The organism is Geosporobacter ferrireducens (assembly GCF_001750685.1).
Lineage (GTDB): Bacteria > Bacillota > Clostridia > Peptostreptococcales > Thermotaleaceae > Geosporobacter > Geosporobacter ferrireducens.
This window is the reverse complement of sequence record NZ_CP017269.1, coordinates 4,895,925-4,921,015: the sequence shown is the minus strand read 5'-3', so window position 1 is coordinate 4,921,015 and position 25,091 is coordinate 4,895,925. Positions and strand designations below refer to the sequence as shown.

General features: G+C 38.2%; 26 protein-coding genes and 1 tRNA gene. 2 read left to right on the top strand and 25 right to left on the bottom strand.

Annotated features, from left to right (window positions below; all coding sequences use genetic code 11):
* Positions 1-48 precede the first annotated feature (48 nt).
* The 4 genes from Gferi_RS22945 to Gferi_RS22930 all read right to left on the bottom strand — a co-directional run bounded on the left by Gferi_RS22945 (position 49) and on the right by Gferi_RS22930 (position 2,225).
* Positions 49-124: transfer RNA gene (locus Gferi_RS22945), tRNA-Thr, on the bottom strand.
* A 349-nt stretch (positions 125-473) separates the two neighbouring features.
* A complete protein-coding gene (locus Gferi_RS22940; RefSeq protein WP_069980457.1) occupies positions 474-1,385 on the bottom strand; it encodes a DUF4846 domain-containing protein in 912 nt (303 codons plus the stop codon).
* A complete protein-coding gene (locus Gferi_RS22935) occupies positions 1,382-1,549 on the bottom strand; it encodes a rubredoxin (protein WP_069980456.1) in 168 nt (55 codons plus the stop codon). Before Gferi_RS22935 ends, Gferi_RS22940 begins: the two co-directional genes overlap by 4 nt.
* Positions 1,550-1,562: 13 nt before the next feature.
* Positions 1,563-2,225, bottom strand: a complete 663-nt coding sequence (locus tag Gferi_RS22930) for a B3/B4 domain-containing protein (RefSeq protein ID WP_069980455.1) — start codon at positions 2,223-2,225, stop codon at positions 1,563-1,565.
* A 293-nt stretch (positions 2,226-2,518) separates the two neighbouring features.
* Here Gferi_RS22930 and Gferi_RS22925 point away from each other — a divergent pair, with 293 nt between their 5' ends.
* Positions 2,519-2,929, top strand: coding sequence for a C-GCAxxG-C-C family (seleno)protein (locus tag Gferi_RS22925; RefSeq protein ID WP_069980454.1), 411 nt, complete (start codon positions 2,519-2,521; stop codon positions 2,927-2,929).
* 93 nt (positions 2,930-3,022) lie between these two features.
* On the opposite strand, the gene Gferi_RS22920 is transcribed toward Gferi_RS22925, so the two are convergent.
* The 4 genes from Gferi_RS22920 to Gferi_RS22905 form a co-directional block, all read right to left on the bottom strand.
* The gene (locus tag Gferi_RS22920; RefSeq protein ID WP_236932772.1) at positions 3,023-3,526 is read right to left on the bottom strand and encodes a phosphatase PAP2 family protein; all 504 of its coding nucleotides are present in this window, start codon (positions 3,524-3,526) and stop codon (positions 3,023-3,025) included.
* Positions 3,527-3,574: 48 nt separating this feature from the next.
* Positions 3,575-4,771, bottom strand: a complete 1,197-nt coding sequence (locus Gferi_RS22915; RefSeq protein ID WP_069980452.1) for an RtcB family protein — start codon at positions 4,769-4,771, stop codon at positions 3,575-3,577.
* Positions 4,772-4,941: 170 nt separating this feature from the next.
* Entirely contained in the window at positions 4,942-5,823 is an 882-nt protein-coding gene (locus Gferi_RS22910) for an SPL family radical SAM protein (protein WP_069980451.1), read from the bottom strand.
* 82 nt (positions 5,824-5,905) lie between these two features.
* A complete protein-coding gene (locus Gferi_RS22905) occupies positions 5,906-7,195 on the bottom strand; it encodes a homoserine dehydrogenase (RefSeq protein WP_069980450.1) in 1,290 nt (429 codons plus the stop codon).
* A 167-nt stretch (positions 7,196-7,362) separates the two neighbouring features.
* Between Gferi_RS22905 and Gferi_RS22900 the strand changes: the two genes are divergently transcribed.
* The gene (locus Gferi_RS22900) at positions 7,363-7,575 is read left to right on the top strand and encodes a hypothetical protein (protein WP_069980449.1); all 213 of its coding nucleotides are present in this window, start codon (positions 7,363-7,365) and stop codon (positions 7,573-7,575) included.
* 18 nt (positions 7,576-7,593) lie between these two features.
* Here Gferi_RS22900 and Gferi_RS22895 read toward each other — a convergent pair whose 3' ends face one another.
* From Gferi_RS22895 to Gferi_RS22810, 17 genes are all read right to left on the bottom strand, one after another.
* On the bottom strand, positions 7,594-8,061 hold the full coding sequence (locus tag Gferi_RS22895) for a GyrI-like domain-containing protein (RefSeq protein WP_069980448.1): 468 nt from the start codon (positions 8,059-8,061) through the stop codon (positions 7,594-7,596).
* A gap of 117 nt (positions 8,062-8,178) precedes the next feature.
* Entirely contained in the window at positions 8,179-9,963 is a 1,785-nt protein-coding gene (locus Gferi_RS22890) for an NADH-dependent [FeFe] hydrogenase, group A6 (RefSeq protein WP_069980447.1), read from the bottom strand.
* A gap of 19 nt (positions 9,964-9,982) precedes the next feature.
* Positions 9,983-11,629 (bottom strand): NuoF family protein, encoded by a 1,647-nt coding sequence (locus tag Gferi_RS22885; protein WP_069980446.1) that lies wholly within the window; start codon positions 11,627-11,629, stop codon positions 9,983-9,985.
* 91 nt (positions 11,630-11,720) lie between these two features.
* Positions 11,721-12,113, bottom strand: coding sequence for a (2Fe-2S) ferredoxin domain-containing protein (locus tag Gferi_RS22880; RefSeq protein ID WP_083273730.1), 393 nt, complete (start codon positions 12,111-12,113; stop codon positions 11,721-11,723).
* Positions 12,114-12,124: 11 nt separating this feature from the next.
* Positions 12,125-12,637, bottom strand: a complete 513-nt coding sequence (locus Gferi_RS22875; RefSeq protein ID WP_069980444.1) for an NADH-quinone oxidoreductase subunit NuoE family protein — start codon at positions 12,635-12,637, stop codon at positions 12,125-12,127.
* Positions 12,638-12,837: 200 nt separating this feature from the next.
* The gene (locus Gferi_RS22870) at positions 12,838-13,773 is read right to left on the bottom strand and encodes an AEC family transporter (protein WP_069980443.1); all 936 of its coding nucleotides are present in this window, start codon (positions 13,771-13,773) and stop codon (positions 12,838-12,840) included.
* Between the two features lie 82 nt (positions 13,774-13,855).
* Positions 13,856-14,683: a 5-dehydro-4-deoxy-D-glucuronate isomerase gene (gene kduI / locus Gferi_RS22865; protein WP_069980442.1), complete on the bottom strand. Its 828-nt coding sequence runs from the start codon at positions 14,681-14,683 to the stop codon at positions 13,856-13,858.
* Positions 14,684-14,864: 181 nt separating this feature from the next.
* Positions 14,865-15,608, bottom strand: a complete 744-nt coding sequence (locus Gferi_RS22860; protein ID WP_069980441.1) for an SDR family NAD(P)-dependent oxidoreductase — start codon at positions 15,606-15,608, stop codon at positions 14,865-14,867.
* A gap of 85 nt (positions 15,609-15,693) precedes the next feature.
* Positions 15,694-16,701 carry a 2-dehydro-3-deoxygalactonokinase gene (locus Gferi_RS22855; protein WP_069980440.1) on the bottom strand — a complete coding sequence of 336 codons (1,008 nt, stop codon included), beginning with the start codon at positions 16,699-16,701 and terminating at the stop codon, positions 15,694-15,696.
* The gene (locus Gferi_RS22850; protein WP_069980439.1) at positions 16,689-18,197 is read right to left on the bottom strand and encodes a tripartite tricarboxylate transporter permease; all 1,509 of its coding nucleotides are present in this window, start codon (positions 18,195-18,197) and stop codon (positions 16,689-16,691) included. Before Gferi_RS22850 ends, Gferi_RS22855 begins: the two co-directional genes overlap by 13 nt.
* A gap of 10 nt (positions 18,198-18,207) precedes the next feature.
* The gene (locus tag Gferi_RS22845) at positions 18,208-18,660 is read right to left on the bottom strand and encodes a tripartite tricarboxylate transporter TctB family protein (protein ID WP_069980438.1); all 453 of its coding nucleotides are present in this window, start codon (positions 18,658-18,660) and stop codon (positions 18,208-18,210) included.
* A gap of 90 nt (positions 18,661-18,750) precedes the next feature.
* Positions 18,751-19,716 (bottom strand): tripartite tricarboxylate transporter substrate binding protein, encoded by a 966-nt coding sequence (locus tag Gferi_RS22840; protein ID WP_069980437.1) that lies wholly within the window; start codon positions 19,714-19,716, stop codon positions 18,751-18,753.
* Between the two features lie 76 nt (positions 19,717-19,792).
* The gene (locus tag Gferi_RS22835; protein ID WP_069980436.1) at positions 19,793-20,422 is read right to left on the bottom strand and encodes a bifunctional 4-hydroxy-2-oxoglutarate aldolase/2-dehydro-3-deoxy-phosphogluconate aldolase; all 630 of its coding nucleotides are present in this window, start codon (positions 20,420-20,422) and stop codon (positions 19,793-19,795) included.
* Between the two features lie 353 nt (positions 20,423-20,775).
* Positions 20,776-21,555 carry an IclR family transcriptional regulator gene (locus tag Gferi_RS22830; protein ID WP_069980435.1) on the bottom strand — a complete coding sequence of 260 codons (780 nt, stop codon included), beginning with the start codon at positions 21,553-21,555 and terminating at the stop codon, positions 20,776-20,778.
* 459 nt (positions 21,556-22,014) lie between these two features.
* Positions 22,015-22,725, bottom strand: a complete 711-nt coding sequence (locus tag Gferi_RS22825) for a FadR/GntR family transcriptional regulator (protein WP_069980434.1) — start codon at positions 22,723-22,725, stop codon at positions 22,015-22,017.
* A gap of 398 nt (positions 22,726-23,123) precedes the next feature.
* Positions 23,124-23,849 carry a spore coat protein gene (locus Gferi_RS22815; protein WP_069980432.1) on the bottom strand — a complete coding sequence of 242 codons (726 nt, stop codon included), beginning with the start codon at positions 23,847-23,849 and terminating at the stop codon, positions 23,124-23,126.
* A gap of 102 nt (positions 23,850-23,951) precedes the next feature.
* A complete protein-coding gene (locus tag Gferi_RS22810; RefSeq protein ID WP_179948112.1) occupies positions 23,952-25,046 on the bottom strand; it encodes an FAD:protein FMN transferase in 1,095 nt (364 codons plus the stop codon).
* Between the last annotated feature and the right edge of the window lie 45 nt (positions 25,047-25,091).

Below are 25,091 nucleotides of genomic sequence, written 5' to 3'. Positions count from 1 at the left end.
GAAATTAAAAATTTCGGCAGAAACTTTTCTGCCGAAATTTTTAATTTCTGGAGCTCGCGGGGGGATTCGAACCCCCGACCTATTGATTACGAATCAATTGCTCTACCGACTGAGCTACGCCAGCATCTACCCTTTGATTACTATTATATTCCAATTTCTTTCCCTGTCAACAAATATTGTGTCCAAATCCATCTAATATTCATCCGTTTCTTCCTCTAACGATTTGCTAAATATAATTTTTTTCCAACTTTAGCTATAGTTTTGACACCTTAATCTCCTCTGCTGCATATCTTATATCGAAAAAAGGGGCAAGCTTCATACAAAATATGCCTTTCAAATAAGCTTTTATCTTTCTTACAAAAGATCATACAATACACGAGTGACAACTACTATCGTTTCCCCCTTAAAAAGATAAGGATCTGTTTCTTTATTGAACAGATTCTTATCTTTTTCTATCCATTATATTATCTATTTTAATTTGGAAATCTTTTTAAATCTCTGCTATAAAAAGTCCATTCCGGTGTTTGCAAAGGACCTTCAAAGTCTGCTGTGTACCAAGGGCTAATCTCCTCATCCATAGGATTTTTTAAAATCTGAATTTCCTGAGCAGGCATATAGCTTTGAGCCAGCAAAAATATTCTCCTACCGGTTTCATTATGCTCAGCCATATCTACAACGATCACAGCATGTCCAGGACTTCCACCCTGAATAAAAACATCTCCAATCTGCATTTCACTGAGCGTAATCGGTTCTAACTCCTTTGACAATGAAAGGGTTCCTGCATAAGCAAAAACTAAGTTCAAATATTTCCGAAAATCCTGATAGGAATCAGAAGCGTTTGTCTTTTTTACCCAATAGGTTCGATTGCCGTCTAGGGCAATTCTATACCCGTTCCTCCATTTTTGATAATCAACAGGAAAACCATTGGTCAGATGGAACAATATTTCGTCGTAACGCCCTTGTCCATACAAATATTCCGCCCGTAATCGCATAATTGCATCGGCACACTGCTGTAAATCTCTTTCTCCAATATCCATGTCCACTACAGCATCATACACATTGCTTCTTCTCTTTATCGTCCCATCATAATAGTGTACGAAAGAGCCATGGGGTTTCAAAGGTAATTCCCTTAAATAAGACTCAAAAGAATCATCGGGTATCACGGTCCTCTTATAACTTCCCGGTGGCACAAAACGTTCCTGTATCCTTTCCCCTTCCGGCAGAATTAAAATATCTTTTTCCATAGTAGAAGCATTACTATCAGAAGCTATAATTTCTGCCGGCATATCGTTTATCTCAATTTCTGGCGTGTTCCATTTTTGATATGCAATCATACTTATGAGGCACAAGACAGGTATAAGCACGATGGATAGTCTTCTTTTCATTTGCCGGGTACCTTTTTAAAGGCCATCTTGGGTTGATTACAGGTTGGACACCGCCACGTATCCGGAAGCTTTTCAAAGGGAGTGTCGGCTGGAATTTCATGAGTCCAATCTCCACGCTCCGGCTTATAAACATAACCACAAACAGTACATCGATAATGTTCCATGGGAAATCCTCCTTTATTTAATAATCTTGGATTCGATATTCTTTCCTTCCCCATAAGCAATTAGCAGATTTTTCGCTTTTTCAATCCACTGTTCCATTGAATCATCCCAATCGAAAGAAACAATATACAGCAGGATTTCCTTGGTATCCATAGTTACCATAGCACGCTCTGAATCCGAAGTCGTACTGCCAAACTTACCTAAAGTATCCTCAAAAACTGGGATATGCTCAATAGAGATCAATCCCCTTCCTATACCGCTATAGGCTTCCCCGGCATCCCCCACAGTCAAGGAAAGGGGGAAGGCGATTTTTTTTAAATCATAGGTGCATACCGGATGATAGGACTGCAGTGAAATGAGGTTATTTATGTCTACGATATTGTTGATCTGATAAAGTCCCTTATCTTTTATCACCCTCCGCAGCAGCGCCTCTGAAGATACTCTATAGCGTGTGGGGTCTTGTCCTAATTTTCTATATGCGGTTCTTGCAGCCTTAACGGCTTTAAGCTTTGCAATATCCTCAGAAACCATTGTATCATTCAGCTGCTTACAGGTTGCTGAGATCTCCTGCCAAAGCTGAGGTTCATGAGGCTTCATTACTATGTTTGCTTGAATACAGCCTAGCGTTAAGGACGGGCAGGCCTCCCGCAATTTTTCTGAGATACTTATTTCGATCATGATAATTCTACTCCTTTAATCTATACTTTGTTTATCATTTTATATCAAGTAAATTTATTTTTCTATAGCTTCTCCAACATTTGGTAAAGTTATTTTCTTTTCTGCTTTCTACCCATTACTGGCCTGTGATTCCCGTCTCACTGCTTTCTGTTTGCAACTTCTTTCCCAGAGCAATTTGCAGCGCAGAAAGAAGGATTTTTGCGGTTTATACATAATTATATACTTATATAAAAAAGCACTTTACTGTTTTTTCTAAGGTATTGCTGGAAAAAGATAAGGAGAGGATAAATCATATGCTAAAGGAAATGATTGAAAAAGGTTTTGGAAAAGATAAGGATTTAAACTGTGCTGAAAAAATACTATATGGGGCGAATGAAGCTTACGATCTGGGACTAGACAGTAACAGCCTGAAGCTGGCAGCTGGCTTTGGCGGCGGTATGGCTATTGAGAGTACTTGCGGTGCTTTGACCGCTGCTGTAATGGTACTTAGTAAATTGTTTGTTGAAGACACGGCACATAAAAACAGCAAGATAAAAACCCTAACAAAAGAACTTTTTGATGACTATGAAAAAGCTATGGGAAACATCGACTGTAAGCCGCTGAAAAAAGATTACCGTACATCGCTTTCCGGGTGTGATAAAGTGATTATAAAGGCAGCCGAAATCCTGGATAAAATCGTAAGCCGGGAATTAGAAATGAATTAACCGGCTGTTCTAAACAAAGCTTGCCTCTTTAAAAAACCCTGCTTCTTTAGCTGAAAACTCCCGCATTTGAAGTGCAGGAGTTTTTTAGTAGATCTAAGCCAGAAAGCTAAATGTGCCTATTCCAATAATGATTCCCAAAACTGCTCCGAAAATAATGTCCAATGGATAATGTACGCCTACCATAATCCTTGATATTCCTGTAATCGAAGCCAATAGCAATATACCATACCCAGGCACCGGGTAAATGCATAAGACAGAAGTTGCGATCACAAAAGCAGACAGGGCATGTTTACTTGGCAGTGAACTGCTTTCTTCATGATCAATTAGGCTCTGTACTTTCAAGCGGGTAAACGGGCGGGGCCGGTAATAAAAAAAACGGATAATATATACGGTGCCTAATCCCAGGGCTGGCCCCAGGACCAGCGGTATGAGCAGTGTATTTCCTTGCCGGACAACACACACAATACTGCTAAGATAAATTACCGCAAAAACCTTCGATGACCATTCGGTTATAAAGACCATCCACCGTCCAATCCACTGAAACTGACCCGTTATCCCAAACAAGAACTTAAAAATCCTTTCATCTATGGCAAACATTCCTAGCAATCACCGCCCTCTATTCATGATGTTATTCAGAGACTTCATCTATCCCTTGATCACACAAAGGGTTTTCAGCTTTTTCACAGGACGGGCTAAATCCAGCTCTTGAGAAATTACAAAATCAATATCCTTATAAGCCCATCTGCACTCATCACTAACATCAGACTTTTTTGTTTTACCTAGTACAATGCCTTGCTGATTTAAATCCAGTATTGTTTTTTCTACGGAATAAAGTTGTTTAGCTTTTGACCGGGACATTTTTCTTCCTGCACCATGGGAACAACTGTTAAATGCTTCTTGATTGCCTAATCCTTCAACAATATATGAAAAACTCCCCATAGCGCCGGGAATGATTCCCAATTCTCCTTTTAATGTACGGATAGCACCTTTGCGATGAATCCAAACCTGTTCTCCATAATGCTCCTCTAATGCCGCATAATTATGATGGGCATTCACTTCATTATTAAAGACAATATGGGAAAGCCGCTTCTGAAGCTTATTTTGTACTACCATGAGCATTTTTTGCCGATTTTCTCTTGCAAATTCCAGTGCTAAATTCATCCACTGAATATATGCTTTTCCCTCTGCAGTATTCGTTGGAAGATAAGACAGATCATAGAATTTTGGTATAGGAGATTTCCATTTTTCATTTAAATCCTTTGCCACTTGATTAAAGTAATTGGCAATCTTTAATCCAAAATTACGACTGCCTGAATGAATCATAATTCCCAGAACCCCTTGCACATCCTCTTGAATCTCAATAAAGTGATTTCCACCGCCTAAAGTTCCAATCTGATAATATGCTCTCTCGATTTCATCAACCAATTCCCTAGGATATGCATCAAGACACTTCAGCGCTTCATCCAGTATCGTACTAGACTGTTTGGCCTTATGATGTGCAAAACCCGTAGGAATATCTCGCATTATATCTCCCACCAGCTGTTTATATTCATTTTCACTGAACTCTGATTTATGAATATTTGTCGCAACAAATGCCATGCCGCAGCCAATATCCACACCCACTGCATTAGGGATAATCATATCTTTAAGCGCAATTACTCCTCCGATGGGCATGCCGAAACCTTCATGGGTATCAGGCATCAAGCATACCCATTGATGTAGAAATGGCAGTTGTGAGAGATTTATTGCTTGCTTTAGACAGCCTTCCTCTACCTGCGTTTGATCCTGCAGCCATACTTTAATCGTTTTATACTGCTTCTCTTTAGGTTCTATTACAAACATAATTCACCCCTTATTTCAGTAATCTACATATAAAATTTATGTAGAACATGAACTTTAACTTGAACCTTAAGAATATGCCACTACGCTTTATTATACCTGATTCATCAATAGGATAAAAATAGATGAAGCTTTCTTATTTTTATCATTCTTCTGCAAATAAAGGATATGGTCTAAAAAAAACTTAACTGTTCTGCCTCATCAGAACTTTCATAGTTTTTCACCATTTCCATATTGTAAACAACATCATATTCTCTACACAATTCCCGAAAACGGCCGTACAATTCCTTAATCTTTTTAGCATTACAGCCATAGCTGTCTCCATAAGTATCTTCATACTGCTTTTTTATACCAGGAAAATGTTTATCTAATTGATTATAAAAATATATACGCTGACGGTCTCTCAAAGATACACCAAACCAAGGGATAATAAATTGAGCTCCACATTCTTTTGCTCTTTTAACAACGGTTTCAATATTTTTCCACGAGTCTTGAAGAAAGGGAAGTACCGGCATTAGAAGTACCCCTGTATAGATTCCTTGATCAGATAGTTTTCTCATTGCCTTAAGTCGATCAGTAGGCTTTGGGGCGAAGGGTTCAATTTTTTTTGCAAGCATATCATCATAAGTAGTAACGGTCACTGCAACCGAAAGAAAAGCTCTATTAATCGACTTTAATAGATCTATATCTCTCAGAATCAAATCACTTTTGGTATTGATATGCAGTGGAAAACCATAATCAGCAATAACCTTTAAAGATTTTCGAGTCATTTCATATTCTTTTTCAATAGGGGTATAGGGATCACTCATCGCTCCAGTTCCAATAAGGGCTTTTTTTCGCTTGTTTCTAAGTTCCTTTTCCAAAAGCTCGACAGCGTTGGTCTTGATCTGCACGCTTTCAAAATCTTCGATACCGTAACACTCACTTCTCGAATCACAATAAATACAACCATGCTCACATCCTCTATATATGTTCATATTGTATGTTACACCAAACCACTTCTTTGGTTCTTTTACCCGTGATAATATAGCTTTTGCACGAATCTCTCTAGTCAATCTTTCACCCCTTAACCGATTCATATCAAAAGCCGGGGGTCTCCCGGCTCAGATTGTTGATAAAAGAATATTTTCCGATCTATTAGCTCATTTTTTCTACCCGGATCAGATTGGCTAACTTTACAACTTCAGAAATATTGACAATGTCCTTTATAGCCATTTGTACGTTCTGCTCTGTAGTCTCGTGGGTAACAAATACTAGAGACACCGAAGGCTCTTCCCTTCCCTTTTGAATGACAGAGGATAAACTTACTCCATGCCGTCCGAACTCTGTTGCCACTTTCCCAAACACTCCCGGAACATCCTTTACCAACAGGCGGACATAGTATTCTGACTGATTTTCCTCCATACGGATAACCCGCTTACTATTTTGATCAAATCCATTTTCATAGAGACGCTTTTGCAAATCCTTTTTCTTGATAATATTAATCAGATCACCCAGGACTGCACTGCCCGTTGGAAGATCTCCTGCCCCTCTGCCATAGAACATTAGATCTCCTACCGCATTTCCTTTTACAAACACCGCATTAAAAGCATCTCCCACTGCAGCCAAAGGATGCTGTTGCGGCACAAATGTCGGATGTACGCGTAAAGCAATCTTTCCCTCTTCTTCCTTTGCTATTGCCAGCAACTTTATCACATAGCCCAATTCCTTAGCATACTCGATATCAATAGGCGTGATTTTTGTAATTCCCTCCCGGTATACATCTTCAAAATGAACATAGCTTCCAAAAGCCAATCTAGCTAGAATCGTCAGCTTATAAACTGCATCGTGTCCCTCTACATCACTGGTAGGATCTGCTTCTGCATATCCCTTTCCTTGTGCTTCTTTTAAGGCTGTCTCAAAGTCCATATTTTCTGCAGTCATTTTGGACAGAATATAGTTGGTAGTTCCATTTAAAATACCCATGATATTATAGATTCTATTAGCAGACAGGCTTTCTTTTATAGCATGTATGATCGGTATCCCGCCTGCAACACTAGCTTCATAGCATAACTCAACCTGAGCCTTTTTGGCAGCATGAATCAGTTGATCTCCGTGAGTTGCAATAAGCGCTTTATTGGCTGTAACAATATGTTTTCTATTCTCGATGGCCTTTAGAATATATTCCCTTGCAGGCTCAATACCACCCATCACTTCAATCACAATCTCAATTGCGGGATCCTCTAAAATATCTTTTGGATTATCTGTAAATATGTCTTTTTGCTCTATACCATCTCTTTTTTTCGTCATATCTTGCACGAGTATTTTTGAGACTTCTACTTCATATCCACAGTTTTTTCCAATAATTTTTTTGTTTTCCTGAAGAATTTTCCATACACCACTCCCTACAGTTCCAAATCCCAATAATCCGATTTTTATCTTTTGCATTTTTTCATCCCTCCGATTGCAACACTTCTATCTATTTTCTCCAAATTCTGAAAAGATTTATTTATCATTGTATATCTTTTTGAACTACTTTGCAATCAAAATGATGAAATTTATATGATTTTTGTAAATTATATGAATACAAATGTATTTGTATCGAGGACAAATGTATGAAATGTCTTTTTTGGGCAGATATTTTGCCGGAAGGCTATCTCCTAAACAAATACGAAGCTGGTGCACGTTTGCTGGATAACACGAGACTGGTAGGTACAACCTATGATCATCCATTAATGGTATGTATCGGGCGATCACAGATCGCCCCTACACAAATTCCTGTATATTTATGGGCCGCACAGTGTGCATCCAGCCCAACCCTATTGTAAAATAATACCCTTTCCACACTATCTTGATTCAACTAATGGGAATGCAATCCGGGTCTGGAGTTCATCTTCCGGTGTTTCAGCCGGGTCATTCAAGTAGAATTCATAGGCGACACCTGTAGCTGTATGTCCATTGCTTTCCATCCACTGTATTAAAGCATTATAAGGTTCTTCCATTTGTTGATAGGAACCTACATAAAGACAAGTTGCCTGCTTTCCCCCTGGAATCATTCCTGCTTGAATCTCTCCTCTTCCATCCAGTTCTTTCGAAACAGGAAAACCAATTTCCAAATCTAGATCCTCCATATCCATGTTATAGTAGGCTACAAAAGGTGCCCCTGCTAGATATTCCCCTATTTCAGTAACATACTGATAAATCTTGCCATAATTTTCTCCAAGTATCTTTGGCAAATCTCCTACCGCTGCTCTCGTACGAACAGATAAAACCGGTTGTGCACTTTGTTCTACCAATTCACATTTGTAACTCATTTTATTAACCTCCCTGTTTTTTCCTAATCGTAACATAAAAAACATGACAACTGTCTGTCATGTTTTTTGAAAAAATTAACTTTTATTGTATTTAATCTTCTATTGAAGATAAAGCGATTAAATTCGCTCTCTTTCTTCAAAGTGAGTATGCAGCAATCGATGGGCTGTTTCTCCAAAGGGTTCTCCCAGATATGTTTTGTATAGCTCTAATATCTCAGGATTTTCATGAGATTTCCTTAGCTTTTTATTTCTATCCTCCTGATAAATTGCCTCTTGCCGTTTTTTTACAATCTCATAGTTTCCATGATGATAGGGTTGCCCTCCTCCGGCAATACAGCCTCCGGGACAAGCCATAATTTCAATTGCGTCATACGTGCCTTTTCCCTCTCGAATCTCTTCAAGAAGTTCCCTAGCATTTCCTAAACCACTGGCAATTCCAATTTTTAATTCTTTGTCGCCTACCTTCACGGTTGCCCGTTTAAAGCCATCCATTCCCCTCAATTGCTGAAACTCAACATTTTCGAGTTCTTCTCCTGTCATCCATTCATAAGCTGTACGAATTGCAGCCTCGATTACACCACCAGTTGTTCCAAATATGACAGATGCTCCAGTTGTTTCCCCTAATGGTCTGTCATATTCACTTTCTGGAAGGTTTTCAAATTCTATCCCTGCTTCTTTTATCATTGCACCCAATTCACGGGTAGTTACTACAATATCCACGTTGTTGTGCTCATCCTTTGTAAGTTCAGGTCGTTTGGCTTCTGCTTTTTTTGCAATGCAAGGCATAATCGAAACCACAACGATATTATCAGGATCCAATCCATTTTTTTCAGCATAGTAGGTTTTTGCAATGGTTCCAAACATGATGTGAGGAGATTTACAGGTTGATGGCACGTCTAGCAGTTCTGGAAACTGATGCTCAATAAATTTTACCCATGCCGGGCAGCAGCTGGTCAAAATAGGCAATGTCTTATTGTTCTGAATACGGTAAATTAACTCTGAAGCCTCTTCCATGATCGTTAAATCTGCGCCAAAATCCGTATCAAATACAGCATTAAAACCCATACGTTTTAATGCTGTTACCATTTTCCCTGTCACAATGGTTCCTGCCTCCATGCCAAAAAGTTCGCCCAATGCTACGCGTATTGCGGGTGCAGTCTGCACAATCACATGTTTGTCAGGATCATTTAATGCTTCCCAAACTTTATCTACATGGTAGGCTTCTGTAAGGGCAGCTGTAGGACATACTTGAACACATTGTCCACAATAGGTACATGAAGATTCCACCATAGGTATGTTAAATGCAGGCCCTACAAACGCATCAAATCCACGGCCTATTCCAGAGAGAATCCCGCAAGTTTGAACCTCATTGCACATGGTTTCACAACGTCTGCAATAGATGCATTTATTCGAATCCTTAACGATGGCATCACTGGATAAATCTTTTGGATAATCCATCCGCTCTCCTTCCCACCGAATTTCCCGTACATTCAACTCCTCTGCTAAAGATTGCAGTTCACATTCTAGGTTTCTGGGACAGGTAAAACACTCATTTGGATGGTTGGATAAAAGCAATTCTACCGCCATTCTTCTTGCAGTTATGGCCCGAATGGTATCGGTTCGTATAGCCATCCCTTCATGGGCTTTTGTTACACAGGCAGGTACAAGCCTATTTCTGTTTCCTCTTGCATCTACCAATTCCACCATACAAACTCTGCAAGAAGCAGTTTGATTTACCATTTTTATGTCATGCAAATCTAAATGGCATAATGTTGGGATTTTTACACCAGCTTCATGAGCCGCCTCCACTACAGAAATTCCCTCTGGAACCGTTAAATCCTGATCATTTATTTTAATATGAATCATTTTTTTATCCTTATGTCGTTTCTCATTTTCAGTCATATTTTCACCTCGCTCCTCCTTAAGATTTCATTCCGATCTTATTTTTAGGCGTATATCTTCCTTCTCCTTGAGGATGGTCCTCATCCTTTATAAAGGCCATATACTCATCCCAGAAATGCTTCATTGTGCTGATAATCGGATTCGGTGCTGTTTGGCATAGTCCACATAGAGAACTGTCTTTTACCATATAAGCCAGCTGTTTTAAAGCATCTATGTCTGCCATGGTTGCTTTTCCACTGGTTATTTTGTTTAACATTTCATAAAGCCTCTTCGTTCCAATACGTCCTGTACCACAACGTCCACAGGCTTCATCCATAGTAAATTCAAGATAGAATTTCGCAATGTTTACCATATTATCATCTTCGTCCATAACAATCATTCCTCCTGAGCCCATCATAGAGCCCCGTTCCAGAAGACTGTCATAATCAATGGGTGTATCCAGTCCTTCCTCAGTAATCACACCGCCGGAAGGACCCCCAGTCTGTACTGCTTTAAATTTCTTTCCTTTTGGAATTCCTCCGCCAATATCAAAAATAATCTCCCGAAAACTAATGCCCATAGGCACCTCTACCAAACCTACATTGTTAATTTTTCCTGCTAAGGCAAAAACCTTTGTTCCCTTGCTTTTTTCTGTTCCCATAGAAGCAAACCACTCTGCTCCTTTCATCATGATGGGAGGAATATTTGCAAAGGTTTCTACATTATTTACACAGGTTGGGTGTCCCCAATACCCTTCCTCAGCCGGATAAGGAGGTTTATAATTCGGTTCCCCACGCTTCCCTTCACAAGAATTGATCAGCGCAGTTTCCTCTCCGCATACGAATGCTCCGGCACCATACTTTAAATCAATGTCAAAGCTAAAATCTGTTCCAAAAATATTCTTTCCTAATAACCCCAGCTCTCTTGCTTGTTTCAATGCAGTATTCAGCCTAGATATCGCAAGTGGATATTCGGCACGTATATAAATAATGCCTTTATCTGCTCCAATGGCATATGCACCAATCGCCATTGCTTCAAGTACGCTATGAGGATCTCCTTCTAGAATACTCCGGTCCATAAAGGCTCCCGGGTCTCCTTCATCTGCATTGCAGATAATAAACTTTACATTGCTTTCATTTTTCTTAGTAATCTCCCACTTTAATCCTGTAGGAAATCCACCCCCACCCCGTCCTCTAAGTCCTGATTGTTTTACCACTTCTATCACTTGATCCCTAGTCATCTCTGTGATCGCTTTGCCTAATGCCTCGTATCCGCCAAGGGCGATATATTCATAAATATCTTCAGGATTGATTAAACCACAATTTCTTAGTGCGACACGTACCTGTTTCTTATAGAAAGGCATGTCCTCTTGTTTTTTTATTTTTTCCTTTTCTACAGGTTCCTCATATAATAAACGATCAACTTTTCTTCCTTTTACGATATGTTCATCGACGATATCTTTAGCATCCTTTGGCCCAACCTTTACATAAAACACATCATCCGGTTCAATTTTTACGATAGGACCTTGTTCACAGAATCCAAAGCATCCAGTTCTAATGACCTGTACTTCATCTGCATATCCCCGGGCTTTAAGAATTACTTCCAGATTTTTCATAACTTTGTCGCTCTCAGTAGCTAAACAGCCTGTACCACCACAGACCATAATATTTGTACGTGCTCTTGCCATGACTAACCTCCTTTACTAAATTAAGCTTCCGGTTGAGATTGAACTTATTAGGCAGCCTTTTTATTGCAAATCACAACACTTTTTAGTTTGATTAAGCCCTTTCAAAATCAATATGTAATACCAAACTTTCTACTGGTGTTCCACCTTTTATATGCTTTTCAATAATCTCATGTACTTTATTTGCTTTTACTTTTCCATACAATACCGGTTTATGACCTGGAGCATTCACCTGTACTGTAGGTTCTGAATGACAGTAGCCGATACAACCTACCGGCACTACTCTTACATTATCTATCTTTTCTTTTGCTAGTTCCTCTACAAAGGTATTTAGCGTTTCTCTTGCGCCTGATGAAATTCCACAGGTTGCCATACCAATCAAAATTTCTATTTTGTCCCCTGTTACTTCTCCATAATCTCGTAAACTCACCTTATCCTGATGGGCTTCCCTGATTTTCCTTAATTCCTCTAAAGATTTTACCTTCACCTTCATACCTCCTAACTACGATAAGCTTTAATAATATCGTCTAAATCCTCTTCCTTTACACGTCCATATACTTTATCTCCAACTGTCACTACCGGTGCTAGGCCACAGGCTCCGATACATCGAACATCTTTCAATGTAAAAAGACCATCCCTTGTGATTTCATTGGATTCAACCCCCAGCTTCTCTTTAAGCTTCTCAATAACTTTATCTGCGCCCCTAACAAAACATGCTGTTCCCATACAAACGCTCATCGTATGTTTTCCTCCCGGTTTCGTTGTAAAATAGGAGTAAAAACTTACAACACCATAAACCTCTGCGCCTGGAATGCCTAGTTTTCTTGCTACATAAAGCTGAACATCCCGAGGGAGATATCCAAAAATCTCCTGCGCCTTATGTAGGATTTCAATTAAAGCTCCTTTTGTGGTTTCCATATTATCGATAAATGCTTCTAATTCGTCGAATTTTTCTGTCGGCAAATCTTCTACGATCGGTTTTGTTACACTAATCGTTTGTGGTTTTGTCATGCTTTTCACCATCCCTTCTATTCAATGAAGCAATTTATATCCCTCTTAATATTTCCTATTCATAAAGGATTTAAAACAGTTTCTTTCTATTATTTTAAAGATACGATAAAAGAAAAAAACTGTAACAATTTTACTTATTACAGTTTTTTATCATCGTATTTAATTTAAATGGGCATATCTTACCTCTCACGAATTAAAAGCTAAAGGGTCAAAACAAATAAAATATATAAAACTATGCTAAATACAGTACTTACAACAACCACATTATTTGCTAGTTCTTCATGTTCTTTTGTACTATAGGTACCCATAAAAATAGGTAAAGAAAGCGGTGGTGGCAGGATCAAAAAAGTAAAATATGCATAATTGAATATTGGGTCCGGCGACATAATCCGGTCAATTATCAACATTTTAAAAGCATATCCAATAACAAAACCTAGTATCATCCGTATGAAAAGAAAATAAACACTCTCTTTCATATATCTTTTATCAAATTTCAACCCATATCCTATAATTATCAAAATGAGCGGTGTCGCCAAGCTCGATAAATATTGCAGTGTGATATAAAAACCTTTTGAAAAGGGGTTTTCTTGAATGAATGTACCAAGACCCGTAATGTTAAAAAGTATCCCTAGAGCGATACTTATGATTAAGGGTGATTTTATAATATCTTTCATCACAACAAATGATATTTTCTCTTCCCTAAATTTTACCCGCAGAATTGTAATAAATACAAGCCATATAAAAAATTCATGCCCAACGCCAAGAATAGATAGTTTGCCCACATTCTCTGCGCCAAACACCGTTGTAAACAAGGGGATTCCCAATAACCCAAAGGAGTTTCCTGTAACGATAAAGGGAATGAGCGGATGATTCATTCCCTTTATTTTACTTACCATAAATCCGCTAAAAAACAATACGTTTAATAGAATGAAAACAATAACAAAAACCATGAAATATTCTGCCTTTAATTCCATGTTTATAAATGCAATAAAAAGAACTGCGGAGAGAGCAACATTTGTTATAAAATGTTTTATCTCGTCGATAGTACTTTGCTGAAATGTGTTTTTATACTGAAAATACTGACCTATAGAAATAAGTAAAAGTATTGGTATTATCCTTGCAAAAATATCAGCCATAAATTCTTTACCTTCCTTTGCCCCGTCCTTTTTCTAATATTTCAGTATTATATCCCCTATTCTTTCTGTTGTCAAATAATTACTATTTTAGGTCTTTCAGTTCAATTGAATTCGCATCACTAAACAGTTGATTTTCTCCAGCCATTGCCCATAGAAAAGAGTAGTTTTTAGTCCCAACGCCGCTGTGGATGGACCAGTATGGTGAGATAACAGCTTGCTCGTTTTTGACCAGGATATGTCTTGTCTGTGTTGGCTTTCCCATAAAATGAAATACGACCTCTTGCTCCGGTAGGTCAAAATACAGGTAAACCTCACTCCGATTGCTATGGGCATGCGGTGGTATACTGTTCCATACACTGCCAGGTTTTAAGGTGGTCATACCCATCAGAAGCTGGCAGCTTTTTATACTGTCAGGGTGTATATATTTATATAGGATTCTTTGATTTGAGGATTCCTGTGTTCCAAGTTCCATTGCATCCACATCACTGTGATTTATTTTGCTCGTTTCATAAGCACAGTGAGCAGTCGTACTTATAAAATAAAATTTAGACAGATTTTCGGCGTCTACACTGACAAAAGTAATCTCCTTCGTTCCCATTCCAATATAAAGTCCATCTTTGTTATCCATTGTATATTCAATACCATCAGCAATAATGATGCCTGGTCCTCCAATGTTTATTACGCCCATTTCTCTTCTTTCAAGAAAAATTTCACTTTTCAACACTTCTATTAATGTAAGATTTAAGCTAGTTTTAGGGTATGCACCACCGATGATCATTCGGTCTCCATAGCTGTAAACAGTCTTAATTTCATCTATCACAAATAGATTTTCAACCAAATATTCTTCTCTTATCCGATCCGTATTGTATTGCTGTGCATCTTTCGGATGGGTCATATTTCTTTCTTCCATTCTGTAAACCTCCTATCGTAGTATTTTGTTCTATGCAACTTTTCTCATACCTTATGCTAATGTGAGAAAAAGCTGCACTTGCCTGAATAATATTTAGACAAGGACAGCTCTTCTCATGGGTGGGGAAGAAAATCGAGAAAAAATCCTCTATATAAAATCCTAATGTCCTTTTACTATATAATTATCTAAAATCTTGACCTCCATTAATTTGAATAACTTCTCCAACTAAATAAGAGGCTTGCTCAGAGGTCAAAAAGTAGATAACGTTAGCTACTTCTTCCGCTGTTCCAAAACGCTTTGCTGGTATTCCTTGTTTCCAGCTTTCCATAAGTTCTTTATTGGTTTGACTATGGAATTCTGTATCAATCACCCCTGGGGATACTGCATTTACTCTTATATTAAGCGGCATCAATTCCTTAGCTGTAGACCTTGTAAATGCCAGTATTCCTGCTTTTGCTACTGCATATGCTGCAATCCCGGGACCTCCGCCATTATAAGCTGCGATGGAAGTAATGTTGATAATACTTCCTCCTGTGTTCTTCATGTATGGTGTAACTGCCCGTGTACAATAAAATGGATTGTGAAGATTTAAATCCAATACTTTATTCCAAAAAGCTGTATTCATTTCTTCTACAGGGTATCTCCCGAGAAGTCCTCCTGCATTATTTACAAGTACATCGATTCTGCCATATTTTTCTGCAACTGCCTTTACCATTTTATTTACTTGTTCTTCCTTTGTAACATCTGCCAAGAAAAAACTTGCTTCATAACCTTGGCTTTCAAGCTGAGCAATAGCCTCTTTTCCAGCATGCTCATCAATACCGTTTATAGCGAGTACATATCCCTCTTTCGCAAATCTGATAGCCGTTGTAAGACCGATTCCTCTTGTAGCACCTGTGATTAATAGAACTTTTTTATTTTGCATAAAATTATCCTCCTCAAAATTTTTTATTATAATCTTATTGCCAAGCGGTTTAACAACTCTCAACAAATAAGCTTCAGCATCTATTTTAGACTAAAACACACTCAGCTTTTCGCATGCCCTCTACGATTTTTAACGATCCAACAGAAGATGCCCTGTCCGTTATATCGTCTGTAAGCAATGTTATCGTAGTGTTTTTTAGTCCCTTATTTTCCAACACAATCTTAAATATATCTTTTAACGGAGAGGATCCTCCTATGATAATTTGTTTATATCCACCTTCGTTAATATCCAACATAATTTTAGGCCCTATGTCGTTAGAAACCAATGCCCCAGCCAAAAAGTTTGCCCTCTGATTCGGTGTAGTGTTCATAGAAATATCCATCAATCTAGCAGCAAAGGCTGCCTTTGTAACCCCATTTTTTCTTTCAAAGTCTATGCCTCGTACAACATATTCTTCATCTACATTGGATACCAAATTGGATGGAATAGAATTCGAAAGAATTGTGGATTTTGAAAGTGCATGCAAAAATTCACCTAGCATTGTTGTTGAACATTTTTCAATCTCATTTTTCTTGCCGATATATACAAACTTTGTATGTGATCCTGGGAGTATCATTAGAGCAGGGCCTTCTATTTTGCATAATTCCATAATTCCAAAAGCCTCTACTTCCTCTCCTCTCATCACATCTATCTGATCCAAACGATCCATACAGGGCACTTCTACACCATTCTTAACACCTGGAATAAAATAAAAGGGGATATTCTTTATCCATTCAAATTCCTTTTTAACAATGCCCTTCGTCAAGTCATCCATGGATACAGGGCTGATTCTGTGGGGTATCTCAACTAACCCTAAGTTTGACGTAATCATACCTGATGCAACAAAAAATTCAACCTCGTCTATTTCTCTTTTAGCATTTAAAAGGCCTTGATAAATGATTTTTGACAATGCCGACTCCAATATTTCCTTACTGCCTGTTATAGCCACATCTTTAATGCCTACTTCAGATTTAACCATAGACAGTATTTCTCCATCTTCTATAACTCTTATACGACTGTTTGTTGTTCCTACATCTACCGTTACTGCAAGCATTTACTCTCATCCTTTTTTTCTTTAATTTTAGATCTTATGTTTTTTATGATCGGCATAAATAGTGTTATAGTAGCAATGATCAGAAGTGTCGCACTAATAGGTCTGGTAAATAATACACTTATTTGTCCTCCAGACATGATAAGTGCTTTCCGAAGTTCTCTTTCAGCCATCGGACCCAATATTAAAGCAAGCACAACCGGAGAAGCCGGGAATTCAAGCTTTTCCATTAAATAGCCAATAATCCCGCTTATGAACATAACCTTCACATCGAAGAAATTATTGTTGATCGCATAAGAACCTACAATACAGAGTACAAATATTACCGGTGTCAGTATATAGGAAGGTATCGCTATTATCTTCGTAAAAAACCGGATACCTACCAATCCTAAAATTAGCATAAATACGTTAGCCATTAAGAATCCTGCAAATATTGTATAGACTAAAGGCCCGTGATCTCTGAATAACAAAGGTCCTGGCTGAAGTCCTTGCATGATCAGGGCGCCTAGCATGATTGCTGCAACAGCATCTCCCGGAATTCCCAAAGTAAGCAGCGGTACCATAGCTCCTCCTGTAACCCCATTATTTCCTGCTTCTGGAGCTGCAATGGCTTCTGGTATCCCTGTACCAAATTTTTCTGGATGTTTAGAAAATCTTTTTGCTTCATTGTAGGATACAAAAGCTCCAATATCGCCTCCAGCTCCTGGGATGATCCCTATAAAAGTTCCGATGATACCAGATCGTAAGACAGAGGGCAAAATTGCCTTTAGATCACTAAGTGTAGGAAGCACCCTTTCTACAGACTGTTTAATATCTACTTTTTTAAGCATATTTTCAATGCTGGAAAATGCCTGGGATAATGCAAATAAGCCTATCATAACGGGAATAAAAGATAGTCCGTTAAATAAGTTAATATTACCGAAAGTAAACCTTGGATAACCGGTAACAAGGTCAATACCAATAGTTGACACGATTAAGCCTACAACTCCGGCAATAAGACCCTTTAACAGCGATTTTCCAGAAATACTTGCAATGATACTAAGTCCAAACATAGCGAGGCCAAAATACTCCGGCGCACTAAATTTTAGAGCCACCTTTGCAAGTTGAGGAGAAATAAGTATCAGCAGAATAACACTAATAAATCCTCCACCGAAAGAAGAAACCGTGGAGATCCCTAGTGCTCTTCCAGCTTCACCTCTCTTCGCCATTTCAAATCCATCCATTGCTGTAGCGGCTGCAGCCGGTGTTCCAGGGGTTTTAAGCAATATCGCCGAGATGGATCCCCCATATATAGCACCTGCATAAATTCCTAGCAGCAGTAATATTCCTGAAACAGGATCCATACCAAAGGTCAGTGGTAATAAGAGAGCTACACCCATGGTTGCAGTTAATCCGGGAAGTGCACCTATGGCAATACCGGCAGCAACGCCACATACAATCATTAACAACACTTTAAAATTTAGAACTGTTATAAAGCCATGTGCAAGTAAAGAAAACATGTTTTACCTCCTATCCAAATAAAATTCCCATTGGTAATGGTACTGCCAGCAGCACTTTAAATACCCCATAGATAATAGCCGTTGCAAGAACAGACGATGCTGCAATTTTAACGTAATTTTCCATTCCATAGAACCGGATAAGACCAAATAGGAATACAGGTGTAGCAATAGCAAAGCCTACTATATTGATAGCAACCAAATAAAGTATTAAAGCTGCCATCGTTATATAAGCCTTTATTGCACTTTTTTCTAGCAACCCAACTTGCCTATCTTCCTTGTTTAAAACAGTAGAAACAAAGAGCAGTATACTAAGAGCGATTAAAATTCCTGACAATACCTTTGGAAAAAAATCCGGTCCAGTAACTTGGTCTCCTCCTGGATTAGGAAATTTATTCGATAGCATAGTGACATATATACCAAGTATAATAAACAAACAAGCGGAAATTAAATTCCCCTTCTTCAACGCTATCACCTCCAATTTTTTATTAATAAGTAGTAATAAGCAGGGATGTTTCCTGCTTATTACTAAGTGGATCATACTTGTTAAAAATCATTACTTTATTTGATCGATTAGTTCCTTAAACAGTTTATTATCATTTTCAATTTTCTCTGTATACTGGGCACTATCAAGAACAGCAATCGTTAACCCATTTGTCTCCATAAATGACTTAAATGCATCCTCATTAACTGCTTTTGTAAATCCTTCGCTTAAGATTTTCACGATGTCGTCCGGCGTATCTTTAGGAACTGCTAACCCTCTCCAAGTACCCACTGCAACATCATATCCCTTTTCCTTTAGCGTTGGCACATCCGGGAAGTTCTTAGATCTTTCATCTGCTACTACACCAAGAATTTTTAGTTGGCCGCCTTTAACCTGTGAAGCAACTTCAGCAGGACTTACTGTTACCGCATCAATATGTCCGCCAAGAAGCGCTGCAATCGCAGGTGCTGCACCTTCATAGGGTATATGATTGAATTTAGCCCCTGTTTTTGTTTCGATCGCAGCTGCCGCCAGATGCCATATCGCTCCAACTCCTGAGTTACCTACTTTAACCTGCCCTTCGTTTTCCTTTGAATAGGCTAAAAATTCTTCAACGGTGTTCCAAGGTGCATCTGCCTTTACTGTGATCGCAGCAGGCTCCGCATTGATCTGCATAATCGGTTTAAAGTCTGCATTGGTAAATGGTGCAAGACCCTGAGGCGGAAGCGTTGTAAGTTCTACCGTTATCATTGTTACAGTATATCCATCAGCCTTGGCGTTGGCCCCTTCACCCATACCAACAGCTCCACCGGCACCAGTCTTATTTACAACAACTACTGGCTGTGGAAAATGATTCTTAGAAGCGTCTGCAACAGCTCTTGCAACTACATCGGTCCCGCCACCGGCTGCATAAGGAACGATGACCTGTATTGTCTTTTCCGGAAAGCTAGCTTTTTCTGTAGCACCACATGCCCCTAAAGCAAAGCTTAGAGCAAGTACCAATACTACCGATAATACTTTTTTAATTGCTGGACTCATTTCTATACCTCCATTTTTTTAAAGTTTAGTTACCTTAGTAACTTAATTTATTTTAAGACATTATTCGTCTTAAAACCTAGCCGATAGCCTCTAGAAACTCTTTGAAACGTACTTTTAACAGATCATATCTTCCTTCTTTAACCAGGTTGGTTGGTACTAAAGCAGACCCTAAACCAACTGCGTCTGCACCCGCCTTAAAGAACTCATGGATGTTGTTTAATCCTATGCCACCAACCGCCATTATCCTTATATTATCCAATGGAGCTTTTACTTGCTTGATATAGTCACTTCCTAAAGAAACAGCAGGAAACAATTTAACAACTTCACATCCTAGTTCATAGGCTTTTACAATTTCAGTAGGTGTAAAAACCCCAGGCGCGATCAATACATTTTTTTCCACAGCAACAGCTACACTGCCCTTAGAAAGATTGGGTGTAATTAAAAACTGTGCTCCAGAATTGATCGCTGCTAAAGCATCCTCTGCATTTTTTACTGTTCCTGCACCAATAAATCCATCCTTTTGATATCTTTTTGATGCCTCTTCAATAATTTTTAATGCTCCTTTTGTATTTAGCGTTACTTCAAAATTAGTAATACCTCCATGCAGCAAGGATTCCATTACCTTGAAATTTTCCTCATACTCGAGGCCCCGTAGTATTGCGACAATTTTTTTATCCAATATACTTTGCAGAACTTTTTCTTTCATATTTGTTTCATTCTCCTTTCAAAGGTATTTACCATACCTTTTCAATCAACTGACAAGTCGTTTCACATTATGATACGTCGTTCCCGTTTTTCGAGAATAGATTAGAAATAGCTTTGCTATTTCCCTTAAATATAGATGTTGTTTCATATTGCGAAACACCGTTCCCGTATTTTCGGTTTAAAAAAGAAATAAAAAATTATTTCTTAAAAGCATGATCGTATATCTATGAAAACGTTTTGCCTAATAATACTATTCTACCTTTTTTTCTAAAATCCTTCTTAATATTTAAATTTTTTTTAATTTTATCACAAACTATAACTTCCAATACGATTTTTATAAATTACAATCAACCTTTAGTTGACATAACCTAACTGATAGGAGATATCCTTTGCCGTTTTAGTAATTTGTTCAATAAGTTCCGGTAGCCGTTCCTTTGTTATATAAATGGTCGGTCCAGCGATACTTATAGACGCGATCACTTTGCTGTGTCTATCATAAATGGGTGCCGCCACACACCTTATGCCTTCTTCGTGCTCAATTTCATCAAATCCATAACCTCGTTCTCTTATTCTGTTTAATTCTATTTCAAAATCCTTGTAGTTGTCTATGGTATTAGGAGTGTACTTGGTCATATCTTCCTCTTTTACAAGTTCTTTAACTCGTCTAAAGTCCATGTCGCATAATAATGCCTTTCCAACTCCCGTACAGTGAAGTGGTACTCTTTTACCTATTTGGGAATACATTCTTATACTATAATTCCTTCCACTTTCAACCTTATCTATATAAACTGCCTCTTCACCATCTAATATAGCCAAATGAACAATCTCATTTGTTTTATTCGCAAGTTCTTGTATATAAGGCCTGGCAATTGTTCTTAAATCCAGTGTATCTAATAATGCACCCGCTAATAGAAGCAGTTTTGTACCTAATCTATAATTATCCGTCCCAATGTCTTTTTTTACATATCCTCTAAGCATTAAAGTGGTAAGCAGTCTATGGGTAGTACTCTTGTGAAGCCCTACTATGTTGGCCAGGGTCGTTACGCCACAACCATTTTTGAATTTCGCCAATTCCTCTAATATGGTTATCGTACGGTCGACAGATTGAACTGTACCTTCATTATTCTCCTTCATTTTCAGTCTCCCTTTCAAATGATTTCATCTACTGATTTCATTATATAGTTTGATACTCTATAGCGTCAAGACGAAGGAACATCTTTCTATACGGATCAATCTATCTTCTCCTCTCAGAAAACCCGGAAAAATTGTTCACTAAAACACATTATCATCATATTATTGTAATAAATTAACAGATGGTATCATATACATGTTTTGTTATGCTATTTTCGTTACCACAGGAGGTTGTACAATGAGAGGACGCAGGAGCATTATTATAAGTATCCTAGGAATTAGTCTATTGGAACTGATCCTTCAGTTTAAAAAGTAACTGGCGAGATTATTCTAGTCTATTCCCTATGAGATCTTAGAAATAAACAAACACATCTATTATTGAAAAAGAGACTGCTTCATTTTAGGCAGCCTCTTTTTCGTCACACTTTATTAAATTATACTACTGAGTGATTCCTTATAACTTCATTCTAATTCAGGATCTAAATTCTCCATGCTTTCTATCACTGTCTGAAAATGTCCATGCATTGCCTTTGCTGCTCTTTCTGGGTCCTTTGCAATAATTGCAGCGCAGATTTCCTGATGCTGCTGCAGCAATAAATTCCTTTCCTTTTGCCAATTGATAATTCTGACTCTTGCCTCTTTTATAAAAGATTCCATCAGCGTAGAAATAGCATTTAACACGCTTAGAATAAGATAGTTTCCTGTAATTTCTGCGATTTTATAATGTATCTCTTTATCAATGATCACACTTTCATTCTCATTCTTTGCATCTGCAAGTGCTTGTATCAATTGCTCTAAAATTACCATATCTTCTTTTTCAATTCTCCGGGCTGCCAATTTGACAGCTTCCGTTTCAATAATAATTCTAAGCTCTAAAATATCTTGAGAACTACCGTGATTGAGTTTAAACATCACTGATAAAGGTTCAAAAAGGCTTCGCTCCATACTGGTTGAAATAAAATTCCCTTCACCCTGTCTGCTTTCTATGGTCCCAATAATTTCCAATGCTCTTAATGCTTCTCTTACTGATGTTCTACTCACGCCTAATGTTTCTGCTAATTCTCTCTCTGCCGGCAATTGATCCCCCTTCTTTAAGGTTCCATCCATGACCATCTGTTGTATCTGTTCGATCACATGCTGATAAACTTTTTTATTTTTTATAGGTGTAAACATTCAAGTCACCTCTTTCGCTGTATATAAAATTACTTTTGAACACTTTGAACTGGTTTATATTTTATACTCTGGATTTGAGAAACTGAATTAACGGGGTGAAAAAACCCATAGGGTATATGCAGTAATCCCATAAGCAAATCCTATTGCCATTGAATCTCTCATCTTCTCATTATCATTCACCGTCTTATCACTCCATATCAGGGAATATAACAAATTTTTATTATGATTATACCATTTATTGTGAATAAAAATAAGACCCAATCCAAGATAGCTGCAAACAGTTTTGCTTTCTGTCATGCTATAGGCGAATTTTCACCAAAAGATTTTAAAAAGCAAAAAAGAACACCGAAATTTATGTCGATGTTCTCCCCTATGATTTCATGGGCTTCTGGTTATTGTCATGCTTGCGAACCGAATACAGATACAACCTGTTGAATTTGTGTAAACTGTCTTTTATCCCATTTTAATGTAGTTTCAACGTTTCCCAGAGAATCTGCATTATACCGGCCTGCAATTCTCTGATATGCAAGCAGCTCATAGACACCGTTCGAATCAAAATCTACTGGATAAAGTCCACTCAAGGGATTTACAAATCCTCTTATAGGCTGCTTCAATCTGCCATTCCTATTATAGATTTCACTCAAATATTCCCTACCCCGTTGAGAAATATCAATGATATATTTCTGCTGATTCGTACGGTCTATTACTTCTACTTTGTAATAATCTCTATAGATCACATCATACTGGTAGGTTTCGTTAAACACATTGTAATCAAATATCAGTTGCGGCTTGTTCATCATATAAGAATAGATATAATAATACATCATTCCTCCGCTTCCTCCAGAGGCAATACTGATCATTATATCCTGTACACCGTTACCCGTGAAATCTCCCAAAAATAGTGTCGGATTGTATCCCGCATCAGATGATAAAGGAATACGGGCAAACTGCCCTGTCCTACCATCTTGAATCACCAGTGTAATATTTTGTATAAATGGACTGTCCGGTGTCCTTATCCCCGTGAGATATACATTATCAGGGATTTTATCTCCATTTACATCGCCTCTAGCAGCGTATACGATTAATGGATTTGTCTGATTTAGATTATAATATAAATGATCCATTCCATTTCCCCCCTTAATCACCTTTAATCACCCTTAACGCTATAATATTATGATATGAGGGGGACGCTACTATTGTTACGCTTCCTATGCACTTTCGTTCTTTTACTCTGCTCTTGCGCCTGTAGCGCCTTGACTTTTCATTATTTTCTCCATACCATCTGTTGCCTCTACCGTTCCATCAGGCATAACCCATATAGCTTCAATGCCATCAAAACTGTCTACAAGCTTTCTACTCTGTTCATAAGGCAGTAAAAATACTTCTGTTGAAAAAAAATCCGCAAGACCTGAGTCCTCGGCTACTACCGTTACAGCACGATAATATTCTCCCGGCATAAGTGTCTGAGGGTCTATAAGATGGTGCACTGCTTTACCATCTACAATATAGTACCGCTGATAATCCCCACTGCTTACAACGGAGGCATTATTGATAAATATAGTATCCAGCATATTCTCTTCATCTGATACAATTAATTTATCGGGGTTTTGTATACCGATTCCCCAACGTTCGCGGACACCGTCGAGGGGTTTTCCAAGCACCCGTATATTGCCACCGGCACTAATGATCCCAGAGGTAAAACCCTCTGCCACAATCTCCTTTGCTACAATTTCTGTTGCATACCCCTTTGCAATCGCACCAACATTTAACCGCATCCGTTGATCTGCTAAAAATACGGTATTGTTTTCCGTATCCACAATAATTTTGTCTATGTCTGTGTGATTTGCAGCATCCTGCAGCACTTCCATAGGCGGCAGTTTGGCATTTTGAGGCTCGTCCATTCCCGCTTCCCGGTACTCATGCCATATTTCCAATACGGCACCCATAGCAATATTGGTCTTGCCATCCGTTCGTTTATACCACTCTTTGGCAAAGAGAATAAGGTCTATAATCTCCTGATCCACGTGAACTGGTTTGACTCCTGCATTGTCATTGATTGTTTTTACATTGTTGAGGCCTTCATAGGTATTATAGATGTCATAGTATCTATGGAGTTCTTGAAAACGAACACGGATTTTTTCAACATAGGTTTTAAACTCCTGCTCACTTTTAGTATATCCCACCACTTGGGTCAGCGTATCGAAGGTATCATAAAAACTCTCATTAAATTTGCTATATTCATCTTTTTGCGCGGTCTGGCAACCAGATAAAAATAACATCATCAGAAGGATTATCAAAAACTTGGTTGTGTTTTGTCTCATTTTCATCACCTTTATCTATCATAACAAAAGACCTATACATATACA

Coding starts and splice junctions, on each gene's coding strand:
- Gferi_RS22940 (WP_069980457.1), bottom strand. CDS start 1,385: ATGAAAAGAAGACTATCCATCGTGCTTATACCTGTCTTGTGCCTCATA.
- Gferi_RS22935 (WP_069980456.1), bottom strand. CDS start 1,549: ATGGAACATTATCGATGTACTGTTTGTGGTTATGTTTATAAGCCGGAG.
- Gferi_RS22930 (WP_069980455.1), bottom strand. CDS start 2,225: ATGATCGAAATAAGTATCTCAGAAAAATTGCGGGAGGCCTGCCCGTCC.
- Gferi_RS22925 (WP_069980454.1), top strand. CDS start 2,519: ATGCTAAAGGAAATGATTGAAAAAGGTTTTGGAAAAGATAAGGATTTA.
- Gferi_RS22920 (WP_236932772.1), bottom strand. CDS start 3,526: ATGTTTGCCATAGATGAAAGGATTTTTAAGTTCTTGTTTGGGATAACG.
- Gferi_RS22915 (WP_069980452.1), bottom strand. CDS start 4,771: ATGTTTGTAATAGAACCTAAAGAGAAGCAGTATAAAACGATTAAAGTA.
- Gferi_RS22905 (WP_069980450.1), bottom strand. CDS start 7,195: ATGCAAAAGATAAAAATCGGATTATTGGGATTTGGAACTGTAGGGAGT.
- Gferi_RS22900 (WP_069980449.1), top strand. CDS start 7,363: ATGAAATGTCTTTTTTGGGCAGATATTTTGCCGGAAGGCTATCTCCTA.
- Gferi_RS22895 (WP_069980448.1), bottom strand. CDS start 8,061: ATGAGTTACAAATGTGAATTGGTAGAACAAAGTGCACAACCGGTTTTA.
- Gferi_RS22890 (WP_069980447.1), bottom strand. CDS start 9,963: ATGACTGAAAATGAGAAACGACATAAGGATAAAAAAATGATTCATATT.
- Gferi_RS22885 (WP_069980446.1), bottom strand. CDS start 11,629: ATGGCAAGAGCACGTACAAATATTATGGTCTGTGGTGGTACAGGCTGT.
- Gferi_RS22875 (WP_069980444.1), bottom strand. CDS start 12,637: ATGACAAAACCACAAACGATTAGTGTAACAAAACCGATCGTAGAAGAT.
- Gferi_RS22870 (WP_069980443.1), bottom strand. CDS start 13,773: ATGGCTGATATTTTTGCAAGGATAATACCAATACTTTTACTTATTTCT.
- kduI (WP_069980442.1), bottom strand. CDS start 14,683: ATGGAAGAAAGAAATATGACCCATCCGAAAGATGCACAGCAATACAAT.
- Gferi_RS22860 (WP_069980441.1), bottom strand. CDS start 15,608: ATGCAAAATAAAAAAGTTCTATTAATCACAGGTGCTACAAGAGGAATC.
- Gferi_RS22855 (WP_069980440.1), bottom strand. CDS start 16,701: ATGCTTGCAGTAACGGTAGATGTAGGAACAACAAACAGTCGTATAAGA.
- Gferi_RS22850 (WP_069980439.1), bottom strand. CDS start 18,197: ATGTTTTCTTTACTTGCACATGGCTTTATAACAGTTCTAAATTTTAAA.
- Gferi_RS22840 (WP_069980437.1), bottom strand. CDS start 19,716: ATGAGTCCAGCAATTAAAAAAGTATTATCGGTAGTATTGGTACTTGCT.
- Gferi_RS22835 (WP_069980436.1), bottom strand. CDS start 20,422: ATGAAAGAAAAAGTTCTGCAAAGTATATTGGATAAAAAAATTGTCGCA.
- Gferi_RS22830 (WP_069980435.1), bottom strand. CDS start 21,555: ATGAAGGAGAATAATGAAGGTACAGTTCAATCTGTCGACCGTACGATA.
- Gferi_RS22825 (WP_069980434.1), bottom strand. CDS start 22,725: ATGTTTACACCTATAAAAAATAAAAAAGTTTATCAGCATGTGATCGAA.
- Gferi_RS22815 (WP_069980432.1), bottom strand. CDS start 23,849: ATGGATCATTTATATTATAATCTAAATCAGACAAATCCATTAATCGTA.
- Gferi_RS22810 (WP_179948112.1), bottom strand. CDS start 25,046: ATGAGACAAAACACAACCAAGTTTTTGATAATCCTTCTGATGATGTTA.